The organism is Cognatundibacterium luofuense, assembly GCF_018139685.1.
Lineage (GTDB): Bacteria > Pseudomonadota > Gammaproteobacteria > Burkholderiales > Burkholderiaceae_D > Undibacterium > Undibacterium luofuense.
Genome location: NZ_JAGSPN010000005.1, coordinates 189,540 through 206,402 on the forward strand (window position 1 = coordinate 189,540; position 16,863 = coordinate 206,402).

Genomic DNA, 16,863 nt, shown 5'->3' on the forward strand with positions numbered 1-16,863 from the left:
TGCAATTTTGCTGCAGTTTTGCTGCACATTGCTGCCTTTTCCGCAGCAACTGACGCAGCAAAGCGACCAATTCCCGGAGGAGACCCCGATATGAGCACAAGCAAAGTCACGCTCAGCGTGAATCAGAAGCAACATCAGTTAGACATCGATCCGGCCACGCCGGTGCTGTGGGCACTGCGCGATGCGCTGGGTATGACCGGCACCAAATTCGGCTGCGGTCAGGCCTTGTGCGGCGCCTGCACCGTGCATCTGAATGGTCAGGCGATTCGTTCCTGTATCACACCGGTATCCAGCGTCAGCGGTCAGGCACTGACGACCATTGAAGCGCTGGAAAACGATCCGGTTGGTAAGGTGGTGCAGGATGCGTGGGTGAAGCACGATGTGGCGCAATGCGGTTATTGCCAGAGCGGTCAGATCATGAGCGCGACCGCCTTGCTGAAATCGAACAAAAAGCCGACCGACGCCGATATTGATGCGGCGATGTCCGGCAATATCTGCCGCTGCGGTACGTATCAGCGTATCCGTGCAGCGATCCACGATGCTGCTGCGCATCTGGCCTGAGACAGGGAGCGATCATGTTATTTGATAACCGCATGGAAATTCCACCGGCGTTGCGTCATTTTCTGACGGAAGTTCCGCAGCCTGGCCGCCGCCTGTTCTTAAAAATGAGTGTGGCTTCCGGCTTTGCGCTGGCCTGCCTGCCGGAAGCGGCGCTGGCGAATGTACCGGTGAATAACAACGGTACCCTGCCTGCAAATGCGCAGCCGGGCGCGTTTCTGCAAATCGACCGCGACGGACGCATTACCGTCACAGTGAACCGTCTGGAATTCGGTCAGGGCGTGCAAACGGCACTGCCACTGATACTGGCAGAAGAGCTGGATGCAGACTGGGCAAAGGTTGGCGCAAAACTCGGCACCAATGATCCGGCCTATGCTGACCCGAAATTCGGGATTCACATCACCGGCGGCTCGAATTCGATCAAAAACTCATTTGTGCAATACCGCGAACTGGGTGCGCGTGCGCGTGGCATGTTGCTGCAGGCCGCCGCAAAAGTCTGGAATCTGCCGGTAGCGCAATTGCGCACCGACAGCAGCAAAGTCATCGCACCGGATGGGCGTCAGCTCAGTTACGGCGAACTGGCAGACAAAGCCATGGGCGAAATGGTGCCGCAGGAAATCAGTCTCAAAGATGCTGCGCAATTCCGCCTGATCGGCAAAGCCACCAACCGTCTGGATGCTTCTGATAAATCGCATGGGCGCCAGCAATTCGGTCTGGATGTCAGACTGCCCGGCCTGCTGACAGCGGTGGTCGCCAGACCGCCGGTATTCGGCGCATCGATACAATCGCTGGATGACAGCGAAGCGATTAAGGTACAGGGTGTGCGTGCGATTCTGCGTATTGCCACCGATCGCGGCGGGCAAGGTGTGGCTGTGATTGCCGACGGTTACTGGGCGGCACTGCAGGCGCGTAACAAGCTGAAAATCAGCTGGGATAACAGCAAGGTCACCAAGGCTGACACCACGGCACTGGTGCAGCAATACCGCGAATTATCCAAGCGTCCGGGCGCCGTCAAATGGGATGCCGATGTCAGCAAAATCGCGAAGGCGCCGCATAAGCTGCAGGCGGAATTCAGCTTCCCGTATCTGGCCCATGCGCCGATGGAACCGCTGAACTGCACAGTCGCGTTCACCGGTCAGAAAGCGGAATTGTGGATGGGCACGCAAATGCCGGGCTTTGACGGTATGGCAGCCGCCAAAGTGCTGGGCATCAAACCGGAAGCGGTGAAAGTCAATGCGCAGATGGCCGGTGGCGGTTTTGGCCGCCGCGCAGTGCCGACTGCCGACTATGTGGCGGAAGCCTGTGCCGTGGTGAAAGCCGCCATCGGTGCGGGGCTGGATGCGCCGGTAAAAACCGTCTGGAGCCGTGAAGATGATATCCGCGGCGGCTATTACCGTCCGCTGCATCTGCACCGCGCCGAAATCGGTTTCGATCAGAAAGGCAATATTCTGGGCTGGGATCACACCATCGTCGGACAATCGATTGTTGCCGGTACGCTGTTTGAAGGCATGATGATCAAAGACGGTATCGACGGCACGATTACCGAAGGCATGCGCGATCCTTACGACATTCCTATGCGTTTGCAGATTCATCATCCGAAAGTGAATGTGCCGGTGCTGTGGTGGCGCAGCGTGGGTTCCACTCATACCGCGTATGTGATGGAAACCCTGCTGGATGAAATCGCGGTGACGACCGGACAGGATCCGGTGGCTTACCGCTTAAAACTGATGGCGGATAAACATCCGCGTCATGCCGCAGCACTGAAACTCGCAGTGGAAAAGTCCGGTTACGGTAAAAAGCTGCCACGCGGACAAGCCTGGGGCGTGGCGGTGCATGAATCGTTTGAATCGGTCGTCGCGTATGTGGTGGTCGCCAGCCTGCAGAAAGGCAAGCCGCGTCTGCTGAAAGTCACCGCTGGTGTGCACTGCAATCTGGCGGTCAATCCGCGCGGCGTGGAAGCGCAGGTACAGGGCGCGGCGCTGATGGCCTTGTCCACCTGCTTACCGGGCAATGCGATCACGCTGAAAGACGGTGTGGTGGAACAAAGCAATTTCCACGATTATCCGGTAGCGCGCATCACCGATATGCCGCAGATCGCGGTACACATCGTCGCCAGCGCCGATGCACCGAAAGGCATGGGCGAACCGGGTCTGCCACCGTTAGCGCCGGCTTTCGCCAATGCACTGGCCAGACTGGATAAAAAACGTCAGCGCGAACTACCGTTTAAGTTTGCGTAATTCGTATTCCTGACGGACTGATGGCAGCAATAACAAACGGCGCAAAAAATGCGCCGTTTGTTATTCTGATGTGCTTAATGCCAGTGACGATGCCCGCCGTAAGGCACAACCACCACTGGTGCAGGTACAAACACCGGACCGGCCACATAAGGACGCGGTACCACGACAGCGCAACCGGCAAGCTGCCAGAGCAGTGCAATGACCACTCCCCATCTGAGTTTTTTCATCATTACCTCCCGATTTCAACAAGCGAACCGCCTGTAAACCGTAAGCGCTGCTGAAGGTACGCCCGTTGACCTGTAAGCGTAACGATATGTAGCACGATGATTGTGCAGCTATCCGCATTCGTCATTTCCGGAGAGCCGGACTTTCTGCCGACGACCGCCGGATCGCTGTGCAGGACTCCGCATTTGGGGCATTTTCAGGCATTTTGCAGCCCTTAGCAGCGCTTTTCCGTGCCGGAGTCGTCCGGCTTTCCGCTTGCTTTCGATTGCCCCAGTAAAAACGCCACCGTTGTGCGGTGGCGTTGCGGTACTCAGAAAAGGATCTGTCAGAAACAGCGTGGTATCAGCATCAGTTCGATTCCTTGATCAGACGACCGGAAGTTTTCTGAATAGGACGTGCATTCATCGGATACAGACGGCTGAAGATCGCCAGCTGTTCATGCGAAATTTCTACCGGTTCCTTCATCACCATCCACAACACACCTTCACTGCACGGCGGCGTGGTCAGCGAACCCATGTAGGTGTAATACTCGCGCTTGACCGGCAGCAGCAGATTCAGATCCAGCGCCGTCAGGGCCGTCATCGCTTCATTCTTTTCCAGCGGCAGATTATTCCAGACTTGCTGAATCACGCTGTGGGCTTTGCCGCGCTCCAGCAGAATCGCAATCACTGCCAGACGGCCATCGATATCCTTGTGCACCAGATGCACCACCATTTCAAAGCTCTTACCGCTGATGCGCTCTTCGGAAGGTTTGTGGAAATGGAATTGCGCCAGCTCGTAACTCTTACCCATGACCGTAATGTAATTACCGGCAGCGGGGTTCACTTGTATGGTGTGACCGTTATCAATCACATTAAAGCCGCTCAGTTTGTAATCAAACATGATCGGTTCCAGATCGACTTTAATGCCGTCGCGGATATCAATCGGTGACTGGCGGTCGCCACTGTCGCATTTGGCATTCGCCGGATTCATCTTGCCCCAGTTCTGCGGGCCGGTTTCACCCTGATAGCTCCAGTGCACAGCACCGTGTCCGCCCATGGCAGCGACCACTGCCGCTGAACCGTGTTCCGGCTCCTTGGCTTTGGCGGGTTCCGTGCGGCGTACTTGAGAATATGCAGGGCGCACCACCGGGCGCGGTGCAGCACGGGTGGCTTCCTCTTTATCCTTGCGTATCACCGCCAGCTTTTCCGCAATTTTGGCGGCCAGTTCATCCGGCTGCAGCGCTTCTTTGCTTTCCTTGGTTTCTTTGCTTTCTTTGGCAGATTTTTTACTGTCTTTTTTGTCGGAGCTGCCACTCTCCTCTTTGTCGCGGCTTTCTTTCGCCGCGGGCTTAATCGGTTTCGATGTCGCCGATGCAGACGAATCGTTGGCCTGAGCAACGGTCGCGATCAGCATGGACACCAGCAGAGCGAGGTAGCGGCGCATAATGTTCTGTATTTCTGTTAGGGAATAGTCCGGTTACGGCATTCCGCCATCAAACTTGAATGCGTTTGATGCCACAGCGGACCACAAAGCCGGTTCTTTTGCTGCCCAGCCTCTGTTATGATTGTTTTTTTCAAAAACAGCGTTTTATCATGGAATCTTACGATCACAGGCTGGCACAAGATGCATTGCGTCAGACTTTACGCCAGTCGATGCTGGATGCCGCAGCCCGTATTCTGCAGCAAGACGGTATTGCCGGTCTGACGGTGCGCAAGGTTGCTGAAGCGGTCAATGTCTCCACCACGCTGCTGTATTCCTGTTTCGGTGGCAAAGACGGGCTGGCCGATGCGCTGTATCAGCAAGGCTTCCGTCTGTTTTACGACGCTTATCTGGCGCTCGGTGAACAACAGGCAGAAGTCGCACCGGGACTGGATCGCCTGCGCTGGTATGCAATGCATTACCGCCGTTTCGCACATGAACAGAGTGCGTATTACCAGATCATGTTCGGCGATGCGATGCCGCGCTTCACACCGGGTGAAGAAGCCAGCCAGCTGGCCTGGCACAGCTTTACGCCGCTGGTCACCGAATTCGCTGCTGCCATGACGCTGGGACAGATTCCGCAAGGCTCCGCCAGCACTGCCGCACGCCAGTTATGGGCCGCGATGCACGGCGTAGTCAGCCTCGAACTCAAAGGTTTTTATTTGCGCGATACCGACGCCGCGAAGCTGTATGAAGGCGCGGTGGAAGCCGTTCTGCATTATTTACAGACTGCTCAGGAGGCATAATGACGTACCAGTGTTTCAAGCTTGATATTCAGAACAGTATTGCGCATCTGTCCCTGAACCGGCCGGATGCGATGAACACCATGCAACCGGTGTTCTTCCGTGAGCTCAGCGCCATTCTCAGCGAACTGCAGCAATCCGGCCAGGCCCGTGTGCTGGTGCTGTCTTCCACCGGTAAACATTTCTGTGCCGGTATGTCGCTCGATGTCTTCACCAGCGGCGGCTTCCGTATTGATGACAGCACAGCGGCTGGTCGCGCCAGTCTGGCGATGGTGGTGCAGGATATGCATCGCTGTATCAACCAGCTGGAAGACCTGCGTATGCCGGTGATTGCTGCGATTCAGGGCGGCTGTATCGGTGGCGGTGTCGATCTGATCTGCGCAACGGATATCCGCCTCGGCAGCAGCGACAGTTTTTTCTGTATTCAGGAAATCAATATCGGCATGACGGCGGATCTCGGTACTCTGCAACGTTTACCGAAACTGATCCCGGAAGGCATCGTGCATGAAATGGCCTACACCGGCCGCCGTCTGGCAGCACAACGCGCACAACAATGCGGTTTGCTGAACGACGTGTTTGAAACGCAGGAGCAAATGCTGGCAGCTGCGATGGAAATGGCCGCAGAAATTGCTTCCAAACCACCGGTGGCAATCTGGGGCAGCAAACAAGCCATTCACTATGCGCGTGATCACTCTACGCACGATGCATTACAGCAAATGGCCTGGCTGCAGGCCGGTATCTGGCAAAGCAGTAATCTGCTGGAAGCGTTTATGGCGAAACAGCAAAAACGTCCGACGAATTTCCCGGATCTGGCGCCGCTGCAGTATTTTGCCGACAGCGACTATCCGCTGAAATAATCGCTGCTCGCACAGAGCAAAAAAAACAGCCGGATAATTCCGGCTGTTTTTTTATCTGCTGCAGATAAGGTCAGAACATACGCTGTTTGACCTGATGCCAGACTACCAGCTTATGTTGATCACTGGCTTTGCTCCAGCCGGTTAACTCATCAATTGTGCGGAAACAACCGGCACACCAGCCTTTTTCCTGATCCATACGGCAAACGCCGACGCAAGGCGAAGGCACGACCTTCCCCTGTGGATGTTCTGCCGGTTCAAAATCGTAAAGAATATTCATGGCTTGTTACTCTGCAATCTGTTGTGCAATATCGGCCAGTGGTGCGCCGGTCATTTGTTGTAATTGTTGCGGCGTCAGCGGGAAAACGGCATGCGGATGACCCGCAGCAGCCCAGACGCGCGGATAACGGCATAAATCCTGATCGATCAGCATAATCAGCCTGGACGGATGTCCGACCGGACATACACCGCCGATCGCATAACCGGTTTTTTCGCGCACAAACGCTGCATTCGCTTTTCCCAGCGGCCCGGTATGCGCTGCCACTTTGTGTTCATCCACCCGGTTTGCACCGCTGGCCACCACCATCACCGCCGCATCGTCTGACAAGCGCCGGAACACGACCGATTTAGCAATTTCCGCGACGCTGCAACCCAGTCCGGCAGCCGCTTCCGCCGATGTCTTACCGGTTTCGGGCAGCATCACCACTTCACCACTGTGACCAGCCTGACGCAGACAGGCGACCACGCGCTGTACTGACTCCGGTAAATCAAGGCTTGTGCTTTCCATGCGAAGACTCCTGCTTTGTCAGAAAAAACATAGACAATCTTATCAGATTCAGAAGCAGAGAATATACGGTCAGAAAACCGTCAGGCTGTCAGTCAGCACCGCAAAACGCTGGGCTGCAGGCTTAACCGCCCCAGCTTTGCAGTAATTCGCGGTGTTCTGGCGGGTAGTCGCTGGATTTCATACCGGAACGGTATTCGCTGCCGCTGAGGATGGTGTAGACGCAGGTTGCGGTAAATACCACACGGGTACGAACGGAAGCATCACGCTGACTCGGCACTTCCATCATCATCTGATACGCTTGTTTTTCACGCAGCATGACTGCGCATTGCATTTGTATCCCGGAAGCCGAGAAGTTAATGACTTTGGCCGGCACAATACGTCCCGGAGCCACCTGAATAGCAGCCCGCCAGGCAACTGGCAAACGGGAAGAAGCGCGCGAATCACTCATAAACGATCAGTCAAAACAAAGCAGGGAAAAAGCTGCAAACCGTAAATTGTAACAAGACTTAGCACGATCGTGCAGACGGCGCGTGAAATGCTGATGACACTGTCGTCATCCTGCGGCCTGTTGTTGCAGATAAGCGAGCATGCCCAGCCCTGCCTGACGTCCGGTCGCAAGGCAGGCGGTCAGCAAATAACCACCCGTCGGCGCTTCCCAGTCCAGCATTTCACCGGCACAAAACACACCGGGAACGGCATTCAGCATCAGGTGCGGGTCCAGCGCATCAAAGCACACACCACCGGCTGTGCTGATCGCTTCTTCGACCGGACGCATGCCATGCAAACGCAGAGGCAGGGCTTTCAGCGCAGCCGCCAGTTGCGCTGTATCCAGCATCTGTTCGCGGCTCAGGCATTCGTGCAGCAAGCCCAGTTTCAGTTTATCGAGACCGAGACGGCTTTGTAAAAATGAAGACAGGGATTTCGCACCGCGTCCGCTTTCCAGCAAACTGCGCACTTTGTCATCGCTGAAATCCGGCAGCAAATCCAGTAACAACACGGCTTCGCCCTGTGCCAGCAACTGCCTGCGCAAGGCGGAAGACAAAGCGTAAATCAGACTACCTTCGACACCGTGTTCCGTCATCACAAACTGGCCACGCCGTGGTGGCTGCTCAGTACCTGCCACGCTGGCCGCCACAGTCAGCAGCGGCGCACCGGCAAAACGGCTGCGGAAGCTGTCACTCCACGGCCGCTCGAAGCCGCAATTGGCCGGATGTAAAGACTGCACCGCCACACCGCGTACAGTCAGCAAAGGCACCCATGCCGCATCCGATCCCAGACGCGGCCAGCTGGCACCGCCCAGTGCCAGCAATACCGCGTTTGCGCTGACCATGTGCTCACCGTCCGGTGTCTGAAAACGCAGACTTTGCTGATCTTCGCTCCAGCCGGTCCAGCGGTGCCGCATATGAAAACGCACACCATGTTCCCGCAACCGGTGCAGCCAGGCACGTAACAGCGGTGCCGCTTTCATATCGACGGGAAAAATACGACCGGAACTGCCGGTAAACGTCGCCACGCCCAGACTGTCTGCCCAGCGGCACACGGCCTGATTATCAAATGCAGCAATCGTGTCATGCAGCCGCTCAGCACGGTCACCATAACGTGCGAGAAACGGGGCAAATGGCTCCGAGTGCGTCAGATTCATCCCGCCTTTGCCCGCCAGCAGAAACTTGCGCCCGGCCGATGGCATCGCATCGTAAATATCGACTGCCACACCGGCGCTTGCCAGTACTTCAGCCGCCATCAGGCCAGCCGGACCGGCTCCGATAATCACAACACGGGCAGCAGAAACAGGGGAATTCGCGGACATAAGCATACAGTTCAGGCAGGGAAGTCCGACATGATACGCGTGCGTCCGGCTGCTGACCAGAAATCAGGACAGCGGAAAGCGCAATTGCACGGTCAGCCCCTGCCCGTCATTGCCATCCAGTAAACGCAGGCTGGCACCATGCGCCTGCGCGATATTGGCCACAATCGATAAACCTAAACCGCTGCCGGGAATGCTGGCATCGGATAAGCGAACGAAACGCTCCAGCACCTGACTGCGCTGTGCTGCCGGAATACCTGGACCACTATCGCTGACTTCCAGTACGGCCTGCCCCTGCTGTTCACCGCAACGCAGATGCAGATGACCGGGAGCCGGTGTGTAGCGGCAGGCATTGTCGATCAGATTACGCATCAGCATACTCATACTGATTGCATCCATCCCCGTATATACGGTCTGAAAATCGGTCGTCAGCGTATGTCCTGCCTGTGCGATGTCGTGCTGCCATTCTGCCGTCTGCGCGCGGCACCATGCTGCCAGATCAGTACGCGGCAAAGCCGGCACTGCACTGGTTTCCGGCTCTGAGCGCGACAAGGCCAGCAACTGCGTAACCAGTCTGCTGGCGCGCTCTATGCTGTCGCTGAGTGCAGTTTCCGCTTCCTGCCGCTCCTCTGCATTGCGTGCACGACGCCAGACCTGCAGACTGGTTTTGACTGCAGCCAGCGGCGTACGCAATTCATGGGCGGCATCAGCGGTAAAGCGCTGCTCCCGTTCCCGGGTCTGACTGACGCGCACAAACAATTGATTCAGCGCAGCCACCAGCGGCAGAATTTCCGCTGGTGCCCCCTGCGGACTCAGTGCGGAAAAATCACCGGGGCGGCGCTGCGTCAGCTGATGAGCATAATGGCGCAGGCTGTTGAAGACACGATTCACCGTCCACCAGATACCCAGTACCAGCAACGGCGCGATTGCCAGTGCAAATGCCAGTAACTGATAGGTAAAACGACCGGTAATGTCACGCCGGTGGGTATCCGGTTCCACCACCTGCATTTGCAGCGTATGGCTGTCATTCCAGACCACATAGCTGCGCCAGCGCTGCCCACGCAACTGTATCCAGCCATAACCGGACGGACTGTTCAGCTGGAGAAAAGGCTGGTCCGGCGCACCCGTATTTTTATAAATCAGTTGTCCGTCTGCATCGTGAATCTGGAACAGCAGATAGGTATTGTCGCGCCGGGTTGATACATCAGCGAAACGGTGGGCAGAATGCACGCCGCGCTCCTGCATTTCATGTTCGGCCAGCGATAACAGCAAATGTCCGGTTTCTGCCAGCGACTGATCAAATAACTCATGGCTTTCGGTATCCGCATTCAGATACACGACCACCGCGCTGACCCCCCAGACGGTAATCGTCAGACTCAGCAAAATGCCTAATAAGGTACGCCTCAGTGACCAGCTGCCGCTGCGCAAAGTGATTGCAGAATGCATCAGGATTCTCCGTCCGTGGACATGGTATAGCCGAGAGCATGTACAGTACGTATGCAGTGTTTGCTGATTTTTTTGCGCAAATGGTGAATATGCACCTGTACGGCATTGCTTTCGATTTCTTCGCCCCAGCCGTACAGCGCTTCCTCCAGCTGCTCCCTTGTCACAACTTGTCCGTGTCTTTCCATCAGATACTGCAAAACACAAAATTCTTTGCCAGTCAGCACCACAAGTTGCCCCTGATAGCGAACTTCACGCGCAGCCACATCCAGCGTCAGCTCACCGTGTTGCAGTACTTCATGCAAGCGGCCATGACTGCGGCGGCAGGCAGCGCGTATCCGTGCCGCGAGTTCATCCAGATCAAACGGTTTAATGATGAAATCATCGGCGCCTTCATCCAGACCGGCGATACGGTCGGGGATCTGATCACGTGCAGTCACAATCAGAATCGCTCCCTGATATGGCCGGTTACCGCGCCGCAGATTACGCAGCAACTGCATGCCATCCATCGTCTGCAAGCCCAGATCGAGTAACAAACAAGCGTACTGGTGCGTTGCAACCGCCGTCAGCACGGTTTCTCCGCGCTGCAGCCAGTCAACCGTCATTCCCAGCTGTTCCAGTCCAATCTGGGTGATACGCCCCAGTTGCGGGTCATCTTCCACCAGCAAGATACGCATACGCTTTCCTCATCATGTGTTCCTGATCTGCATTATCCGCCGCTCAGTTTAAGAAATCCTTAAGTTCCGCACGACAAAATACCAGACATCAGAAAATTTCTATTCTTTTGCGCAGACGAAGACCGGATCGTATTTCCGGTCAATAAACCGTAGCTACTACAGGATGAAATGCTCTGCCAGAAATGTATTGCGTTCTATATTGATATCAACCTCAACACCGACGATCGCCATGAAACAATCAAAACAGCTTATCCGTCGCACCGTCATCCTGACTGCATTGCTGAGCACGGTACTGCAGGCACAGGCCGCTGAACCGGCCATCCTGCATGTCTCCGCCGCGCAGCAACAGCAACTCGGCATACAGGTACAAAATCTGGCCGCACCGGCAACTGATACTCGTCCGGCACCCGGACTGCGTTTATCCGGTCAGGTAGTCAGCCCGCGTAACGCACAGACGCTGGTCAGCCCGCTGCTGTCCGGACATGTGCAGGATGTCCGTGTCAGCGCCATGCAGACAGTAAAGCAGGGACAGGTACTGGCGACCATGATCAGCCCGGAAGCCATGAGCCTGCAGCGCGAATATCTGCAACTGGCAATTCAGGCGAAACTGGCACGCGAGAAAAAAGAACGTGATGAAGGCTTGTTTCAGGATGGCATCATTGCTCGCAGCCGGGTTGAAGAAAGCCGCGCGCTGCTGATACAGGCAGAAGCCGGTGCGCGTGAACGACAGCAAACACTGAAAGCCGCCGGTTTTCCGGAATCAGCTTTAAAGCAACTGGTTCAGCAGCAGCAAATCCAGACCACGCTGGCAATTACTGCAAACAGCAGCGGCACGCTGACCGAGCTGCAGTTAAAACCGGGGCAGAAAATCGATGCCGGTATGCCGGTCGCGACGATCAGTAAAAACGGTGCATTCTGGGTGGAGTTTCAGGTGGCTGCGAGTCTGGCAGCGCAGATCAAAACCGGCGATCAGATACGGGTTGCAGCTTGTCAGGATGCACTCAGAGTAACGGCTGTTGCAGCCCATGTACAGGCTGAAACACAAAACCGTATTGTGCGTGCCGAGCAAAGCAAACCCGAGTCCTGCCTGCAACTGAATCAGTTTGTGGAAGGAAGACTGGAGAGCGCGCAAATCCCGGCTGCCAGCTTCGCATTACCACGTTCCGCAATCATTCAGTTGCAGGGTAAATCGTGGATCTTTATCCGTCAGCCGCAAGGTTACCTGCCGGTCGCTGTGACCATTGTTCAGCAGCAGGGAGAACAATCCTGGATACGCGCGGTACAGGAAAAACAACTGGCCGCCGGTGCGCAAGTCGTTGTGAAAGGCATTTCCGGCCTGAAAGGTCTGATGCTGGGTATGGGTGGTGAACAAGAGGGAGACCACTGATGCTCGCCCGACTGATTGCTTTTTCTCTGGCACAGCGCTTACTGCTTGCTGTGCTGACGGTTTTACTTGCCGCCGCGGGCTACACCGCATTTCAGCGTTTACCGATTGATGCTTTCCCCGATGTATCCAGCACGCAGGTCAAAATCATTCTGAAAGCGCCCGGTATGACGCCGGAAGAGGTTGAAAGCCGGATTGTTGCGCCTGTCGAACAGGAACTGCTCGGCATTCCGAAACAATCGATACTGCGCTCCACATCGAAATACGCGATTGCCGATATCACACTGGACTTTGAAGAAGGTACGGATGTGTTCTGGGCGCGTCAGCAGGTCGGCGAACGGCTCAGCGGCGTGATGAAAGATTTACCGGCCTCTGTCAACGGTGGCCTTGCACCGATCACGACACCACTGGGTGAAATTTTTATGTTCACCATTGAAGGTCCGCAATCGCTGATGGAAAAGCGCAGCGTTCTGGAATGGACGATACGCCCTTTGCTGCGCAATATCCCCGGTGTAGCCGATGTGAACTCGCTGGGCGGACAAGTCCGCAGCTTTGAAGTAATTCCCGATCCGGAAGCGTTAGCAGCACGTGGCCTGTCGCTGGCCGCACTGGAAGCTGCTATCGAAACGAATAACCGTAACGATGGCGCGGGACGTCTGAACAGCGGTGAAGAATCCCTGCTGGTGCGCAGCGATGGCAATATCCGCACGCTGGACGATCTGAAAGCAATTGCGATCACCGAGAAACAAGGTGTCGCGATCCGTGTCGGCGATGTAGCCGAAGTCCGCACCGGTGCATTAACACGCTACGGCGTCGTCACACGTAACGGGCAAAGCGAAGCAGTTGAAGGTCTGGTTCTGGCTATGCGTGGTGCGAATGCCCGCGATGTGGTCACTCAGGTACGCAGCAGGCTCGCAGCCGTTGCGTCCAGTCTGCCAAAAGGCATGGAAATTCAGACTTTTTATGACCGCGGCAATCTGGTGGAACGTGCAACCGGCACGGTAATCAGTGCGCTGGCTGAAGCCAGTGTTCTGGTAGTGATTTTGCTGTATGTGTTTCTCGGTAACCTGCGCTCCGCACTGGTCGTGACTTGCATACTGCCTTTGTCGGCGCTCAGCACCTTTATCCTGATGCATTATTTCGGACTGTCAGCCAATCTGATGTCACTGGGCGGACTGGCCATTGCGATCGGTATGCTGGTTGATGCGGCTGTCGTCGTGGTGGAAAACATCGAGGCCAGTCCTTCAGGTGAGCAAAGCAAAGGGATACCGCGTCTGCACAGCATTTACCGTGCAGTCCGGGAGGTTGCACTGCCGGTCACAAGTGGTATCAGCGTGATCATGATCGTATTCCTGCCCTTGCTGACCTTGCAGGGACTGGAGGGCAAGTTATTCGCTCCGGTTGCGATGACCATTATTTTTGCACTGGGCGCTTCCCTGCTGCTCTCGCTGACCGTCATTCCTGTGCTTGCCTCCTGGATGCTGCGTGACGGACATCATGCCACACCGGTCATCGTGCAAAAAATGGAAGCGGTATACCGGCGCATTCTGTTGTCCGCACTGGCACATCAACGCTGGTGGATGGGCGGTGCTGTTGCCGCATTAGTCAGCGCTCTCCTGATTTTTCCGTTCCTCGGTAAATCATTTATGCCGGTACTCGATGAGGGTGACATCATTCTGCAGATCGAAAAACTGCCTTCAGTCAATCTGCAGGAATCAGCGCGTATCGATATGGCAGTGCAAAAACGCATACTTGAAAAAGTACCGGAAGTTTCTGCAGTGATCGCCCGCGCCGGTTCGGATGAACTTGGTCTGGATCCGATGGGTTTAAATGAAACAGACAGCTTTCTTGTGCTGAAACCACGCGCTGAATGGCATGCAAAAAACAAAGCGGAACTGACCGAAAAATTGCGCGAAGTAACGGCTGATTTCCCCGGTGTGAATTTCAGCTTTACTCAACCAATTGAAATGCGTACTTCAGAAATGCTGTCGGGTGTGCGCAGTGATCTCGCTGTCAAAATTTACGGTCCTGATCCCGTTATTCTTGATCAGTTATCTGAACAGGTCAGCAAATTACTGAACGGTGTCGATGGTGCGCAGGATGTGATGCGTACTCAGAACGAAGGCGTGCAGTATTTGCAGGTAGAGATTGACCGCATCCGTGCAGGTCGTCTCGGATTGTCGGTTGAACAAATACAAAACGATCTGCGTATGCTGGTTGAAGGTAAGCAGAGCGGTATTGTCACTGAAAAAGCACAACGCTTACCTGTACTGATCCGGGGCGGCGAGAACCTGCGTATGTCGCCGGAACTGTTTGCACAGCTTCGCTTACCTGTCAGCAGTGGTATCACGATCGCTTTGTCGGAAATTGCAACGCTGAAACATACCGATGGCCCGGTGAAGGTTGAGCGTGAGAATGCATCACGCCTGACCGTGGTACGCGCCAATGTGAAAGGCCGCGATCTGGTGTCATTCGTTGCTGAAGCACAGCGTATCGTTGCAGAAAAAGTCAGTCTGCCTGCCGGATACCGGATCAGCTGGGGTGGTCAGTTTGAAAACCAGCAACGCGCTGCACAACGTCTGATGGTCGTGGTACCGGTTGCTCTGGCACTGATCTTTTTACTGCTGTTTTCCAGCCTGCAAAGCCTGCGTCAGGCCTTACTGGTTCTGGCAAATATTCCGTTTGCACTGATTGGCGGCGTAGTGGCGCTTGGTATCAGCGGTGAATACTTATCCGTACCGGCATCGGTGGGCTTTATTGCACTGATGGGTATTGCAGTGCTGAATGGTCTGGTCATGATCAGTTATTTCAATCAGCTCAAAGCTCGCGGTGTTGCAATTCGTGAAGTGGTGACGGAGGGGGCTGTGCGCCGTTTCCGCCCGGTCATGATGACCGCCAGCATTACCGCATTTGGTCTGATTCCTTTGCTGCTGGCCAGCGGGCCCGGCTCAGAGATTCAGAAACCACTGGCAATCGTTGTGATCGGCGGACTGATCAGTGCCACAGCACTGACGCTGTTCCTGCTGCCGGTTCTGTTTTCACGTTTCGGTTATGCCGGCAGTGCTGACCGTCAACATAAAGAGTGATTTATGACATCTTCAATTTCTTCTGCCTCGCCGTCAGCTCTGTTGTGCTTGTCGGTACCGGTCGCCCTTGACGATGAAATCGCAGACTTTCTGCGCAGCCATTCTGCGCTGATCAGCGGTTTTACCAGTGTCAGCGCAAATGGTATGGGACCGAACAGTATTTTCGGCAGTGTCATGGAACAGGTGCAAGGGAAAAGCCGGCGTCAGCTGTTTATGAGCGAAGCGCCGATCGCACAGATTGATAGTGTGCTGACATTACTGAACGACAATTACCGCGGTGCTGATATTCACTTCTGGGTCACGCCGGTTTTAAAAAGCGGGAGTTTACGATGAGATTAACCAGATTTTCACAGGCATTACTGGTTTCAGTGCTGGCGATCAGCTCAGCGGGCAGTGTTGCAGAAACCATCAGCGGTAATACAGCAGAATCGCTGCTGCCGGACAGTAATCTGATCCGGCAGACACTGACGCAATTACCTGCCATGCGGACCAGCCGTTTTCAGCAGGATATCGCTGATGCGCAGGATCAGAAACTGCAAAGCGGCGGTCATGAATGGCAATTACGTCTGTCTCAGACCGAACGCAAAGAAACCGGCAACATTCGGACACGGGATCAGGAAATCAGTCTGGAACGGCCGGTGCGCTGGTTCGGTAAAACGGAGCATGACATGCGTCTCGGGGAAAAAGGCCGTGAAGTTGCCAAAATTGCCTACGCCGACAGCTGGCATGAGTCCGCCCGTACATTACTGAATGACTGGTTTGACAGCCTGCGCACACAAGCGGCTGTCACCCAGTATGAGCAGCAATTACAGCTCAGCCGTCAGCTACGGGATATTGCCGCCAAACGTGTTAAAGCAGGCGAAGCCGCCAGACTCGATCTGCAACTGGCAGAAACAGAAGTCAGCAAACTGGAAGCGCAATTACAAACTGCGGAAATGCAGCATGCGCGGCAACTGGAATTGCTGCAGTACCACTACCCCGCACTGAAATTGCCGGTAGTCCGTGAATTACCAATACCTAGCGCCGCCAGTGCCGAACACAGGATTGAGGCGATCATGGAAGATAACCATGAACTGGAACTGGCCACATTAGAAGCGGATTACGCGAAACTGCAATTGTCCCGTACTGCAAAAGATGAAATGCCTGATCCGGTGATCGGCGTGCGCGCTGCAAGAGAACGTAACGGGCAGGATACGCTGGTTGGTTTCAGCATTGCGATTCCGCTGGGCGGCCAGTCCCGCCGTGCAGATACAGGTCAGGCCGCCGGTAAAGCGGGTATGGCACAGGCGAGGCTGGATGTTGTACGACAAAAAGTCTGGCGCGAAGCGCTGAAAGTGACTCAGCAGCGTAACCAGATGTACACAATCTGGAAAGCACTGGATCAGGCAAAGCGACAAAGCGAACAGCAAAGTCAGCTGATGATGAAAGCTTACCAGCTTGGGGAAATTTCACTGTCTGACAGTCTGCAAATCCGCAAAACAGCACTGGAAACAGCTTTCAGTGCACAACAGGCACAACTGGATGCGCTGTTTGCAGAAGCCCGCTTTGAGCTGGATGCGCACCGGCTTTGGCCATTCGACGCACATCACTGAGTATGAGAAAAA

16 protein-coding genes are annotated in these 16,863 nt (G+C 55.2%); 8 read left to right on the forward strand and 8 right to left on the reverse strand.

Translation table 11 applies throughout. The features are described 5' to 3' along the window. The first annotated feature begins 90 nt into the window (after positions 1 to 90). Complete coding sequence (locus KDM89_RS09015; RefSeq protein WP_212687612.1) at positions 91 to 561, forward strand: (2Fe-2S)-binding protein; 471 nt, start codon at positions 91 to 93, stop codon at positions 559 to 561. 32 nt (positions 562 to 593) lie between these two features. Next, the gene (locus tag KDM89_RS09020; protein WP_230427774.1) at positions 594 to 2,795 is read left to right on the forward strand and encodes a xanthine dehydrogenase family protein molybdopterin-binding subunit; all 2,202 of its coding nucleotides are present in this window, start codon (positions 594 to 596) and stop codon (positions 2,793 to 2,795) included. A 74-nt stretch (positions 2,796 to 2,869) separates the two neighbouring features. Here KDM89_RS09020 and KDM89_RS09025 read toward each other — a convergent pair whose 3' ends face one another. Then, positions 2,870 to 3,022, reverse strand: coding sequence for a hypothetical protein (locus KDM89_RS09025; protein ID WP_212687614.1), 153 nt, complete (start codon positions 3,020 to 3,022; stop codon positions 2,870 to 2,872). A gap of 346 nt (positions 3,023 to 3,368) precedes the next feature. Then, positions 3,369 to 4,445 carry a carbonic anhydrase gene (locus tag KDM89_RS09030; RefSeq protein WP_212687615.1) on the reverse strand — a complete coding sequence of 359 codons (1,077 nt, stop codon included), beginning with the start codon at positions 4,443 to 4,445 and terminating at the stop codon, positions 3,369 to 3,371. A gap of 149 nt (positions 4,446 to 4,594) precedes the next feature. Here KDM89_RS09030 and KDM89_RS09035 point away from each other — a divergent pair, with 149 nt between their 5' ends. Further along, on the forward strand, positions 4,595 to 5,227 hold the full coding sequence (locus KDM89_RS09035; protein ID WP_212687616.1) for a TetR/AcrR family transcriptional regulator: 633 nt from the start codon (positions 4,595 to 4,597) through the stop codon (positions 5,225 to 5,227). After that, the gene (locus KDM89_RS09040; protein ID WP_212687617.1) at positions 5,227 to 6,081 is read left to right on the forward strand and encodes an enoyl-CoA hydratase-related protein; all 855 of its coding nucleotides are present in this window, start codon (positions 5,227 to 5,229) and stop codon (positions 6,079 to 6,081) included. Before KDM89_RS09035 ends, KDM89_RS09040 begins: the two co-directional genes overlap by 1 nt. A 70-nt stretch (positions 6,082 to 6,151) precedes the next feature. Here the strand turns inward: KDM89_RS09040 and KDM89_RS09045 are convergent, their stop codons facing one another. The 6 genes from KDM89_RS09045 to KDM89_RS09070 form a co-directional block, all read right to left on the reverse strand. Continuing rightward, positions 6,152 to 6,358 (reverse strand): DUF1289 domain-containing protein, encoded by a 207-nt coding sequence (locus tag KDM89_RS09045; RefSeq protein WP_212687618.1) that lies wholly within the window; start codon positions 6,356 to 6,358, stop codon positions 6,152 to 6,154. Positions 6,359 to 6,364: 6 nt separating this feature from the next. Then, positions 6,365 to 6,865: a YbaK/EbsC family protein gene (locus KDM89_RS09050; RefSeq protein WP_212687619.1), complete on the reverse strand. Its 501-nt coding sequence runs from the start codon at positions 6,863 to 6,865 to the stop codon at positions 6,365 to 6,367. A gap of 121 nt (positions 6,866 to 6,986) precedes the next feature. Next, complete coding sequence (locus KDM89_RS09055; RefSeq protein WP_212687620.1) at positions 6,987 to 7,313, reverse strand: hypothetical protein; 327 nt, start codon at positions 7,311 to 7,313, stop codon at positions 6,987 to 6,989. A 105-nt stretch (positions 7,314 to 7,418) separates the two neighbouring features. Next, positions 7,419 to 8,678, reverse strand: a complete 1,260-nt coding sequence (locus KDM89_RS09060) for a BaiN/RdsA family NAD(P)/FAD-dependent oxidoreductase (RefSeq protein WP_212687621.1) — start codon at positions 8,676 to 8,678, stop codon at positions 7,419 to 7,421. A gap of 57 nt (positions 8,679 to 8,735) precedes the next feature. Further along, complete coding sequence (locus KDM89_RS09065) at positions 8,736 to 10,115, reverse strand: ATP-binding protein (protein WP_212687622.1); 1,380 nt, start codon at positions 10,113 to 10,115, stop codon at positions 8,736 to 8,738. Beyond that, positions 10,115 to 10,789 (reverse strand): response regulator transcription factor, encoded by a 675-nt coding sequence (locus tag KDM89_RS09070; RefSeq protein ID WP_212687623.1) that lies wholly within the window; start codon positions 10,787 to 10,789, stop codon positions 10,115 to 10,117. The genes KDM89_RS09065 and KDM89_RS09070 overlap by 1 nt, the downstream gene beginning before the upstream one ends. Positions 10,790 to 11,018: 229 nt before the next feature. Between KDM89_RS09070 and KDM89_RS09075 the strand changes: the two genes are divergently transcribed. From KDM89_RS09075 to KDM89_RS09090, 4 genes are read left to right on the forward strand one after another with little or no spacing between them, the layout of a single operon-like run. Continuing rightward, the gene (locus KDM89_RS09075; protein ID WP_212687624.1) at positions 11,019 to 12,176 is read left to right on the forward strand and encodes an efflux RND transporter periplasmic adaptor subunit; all 1,158 of its coding nucleotides are present in this window, start codon (positions 11,019 to 11,021) and stop codon (positions 12,174 to 12,176) included. Beyond that, entirely contained in the window at positions 12,176 to 15,259 is a 3,084-nt protein-coding gene (locus tag KDM89_RS09080; RefSeq protein WP_212687625.1) for an efflux RND transporter permease subunit, read from the forward strand. Before KDM89_RS09075 ends, KDM89_RS09080 begins: the two co-directional genes overlap by 1 nt. Positions 15,260 to 15,262: 3 nt before the next feature. Next, positions 15,263 to 15,592 (forward strand): DUF3240 family protein, encoded by a 330-nt coding sequence (locus KDM89_RS09085; protein ID WP_212687626.1) that lies wholly within the window; start codon positions 15,263 to 15,265, stop codon positions 15,590 to 15,592. Beyond that, a complete protein-coding gene (locus tag KDM89_RS09090; protein WP_212687627.1) occupies positions 15,589 to 16,851 on the forward strand; it encodes a TolC family protein in 1,263 nt (420 codons plus the stop codon). The genes KDM89_RS09085 and KDM89_RS09090 overlap by 4 nt, the downstream gene beginning before the upstream one ends. Positions 16,852 to 16,863: the final 12 nt, after the last annotated feature.

What these genes read in the sequence shown, in the direction of transcription:
- KDM89_RS09030 (WP_212687615.1), bottom strand. Translation starts at nt 4,445, where the DNA reads ATGCGCCGCTACCTCGCTCTGCTGGTGTCCATGCTGATCGCGACCGTT.
- KDM89_RS09075 (WP_212687624.1), top strand. Translation starts at nt 11,019, where the DNA reads ATGAAACAATCAAAACAGCTTATCCGTCGCACCGTCATCCTGACTGCA.
- KDM89_RS09055 (WP_212687620.1), bottom strand. Translation starts at nt 7,313, where the DNA reads ATGAGTGATTCGCGCGCTTCTTCCCGTTTGCCAGTTGCCTGGCGGGCT.
- KDM89_RS09045 (WP_212687618.1), bottom strand. Translation starts at nt 6,358, where the DNA reads ATGAATATTCTTTACGATTTTGAACCGGCAGAACATCCACAGGGGAAG.
- KDM89_RS09070 (WP_212687623.1), bottom strand. Translation starts at nt 10,789, where the DNA reads ATGCGTATCTTGCTGGTGGAAGATGACCCGCAACTGGGGCGTATCACC.
- KDM89_RS09085 (WP_212687626.1), top strand. Translation starts at nt 15,263, where the DNA reads ATGACATCTTCAATTTCTTCTGCCTCGCCGTCAGCTCTGTTGTGCTTG.
- KDM89_RS09080 (WP_212687625.1), top strand. Translation starts at nt 12,176, where the DNA reads ATGCTCGCCCGACTGATTGCTTTTTCTCTGGCACAGCGCTTACTGCTT.
- KDM89_RS09050 (WP_212687619.1), bottom strand. Translation starts at nt 6,865, where the DNA reads ATGGAAAGCACAAGCCTTGATTTACCGGAGTCAGTACAGCGCGTGGTC.
- KDM89_RS09035 (WP_212687616.1), top strand. Translation starts at nt 4,595, where the DNA reads ATGGAATCTTACGATCACAGGCTGGCACAAGATGCATTGCGTCAGACT.
- KDM89_RS09025 (WP_212687614.1), bottom strand. Translation starts at nt 3,022, where the DNA reads ATGAAAAAACTCAGATGGGGAGTGGTCATTGCACTGCTCTGGCAGCTT.
- KDM89_RS09015 (WP_212687612.1), top strand. Translation starts at nt 91, where the DNA reads ATGAGCACAAGCAAAGTCACGCTCAGCGTGAATCAGAAGCAACATCAG.
- KDM89_RS09065 (WP_212687622.1), bottom strand. Translation starts at nt 10,115, where the DNA reads ATGCATTCTGCAATCACTTTGCGCAGCGGCAGCTGGTCACTGAGGCGT.
- KDM89_RS09090 (WP_212687627.1), top strand. Translation starts at nt 15,589, where the DNA reads ATGAGATTAACCAGATTTTCACAGGCATTACTGGTTTCAGTGCTGGCG.
- KDM89_RS09040 (WP_212687617.1), top strand. Translation starts at nt 5,227, where the DNA reads ATGACGTACCAGTGTTTCAAGCTTGATATTCAGAACAGTATTGCGCAT.
- KDM89_RS09060 (WP_212687621.1), bottom strand. Translation starts at nt 8,678, where the DNA reads ATGCTTATGTCCGCGAATTCCCCTGTTTCTGCTGCCCGTGTTGTGATT.
- KDM89_RS09020 (WP_230427774.1), top strand. Translation starts at nt 594, where the DNA reads ATGGAAATTCCACCGGCGTTGCGTCATTTTCTGACGGAAGTTCCGCAG.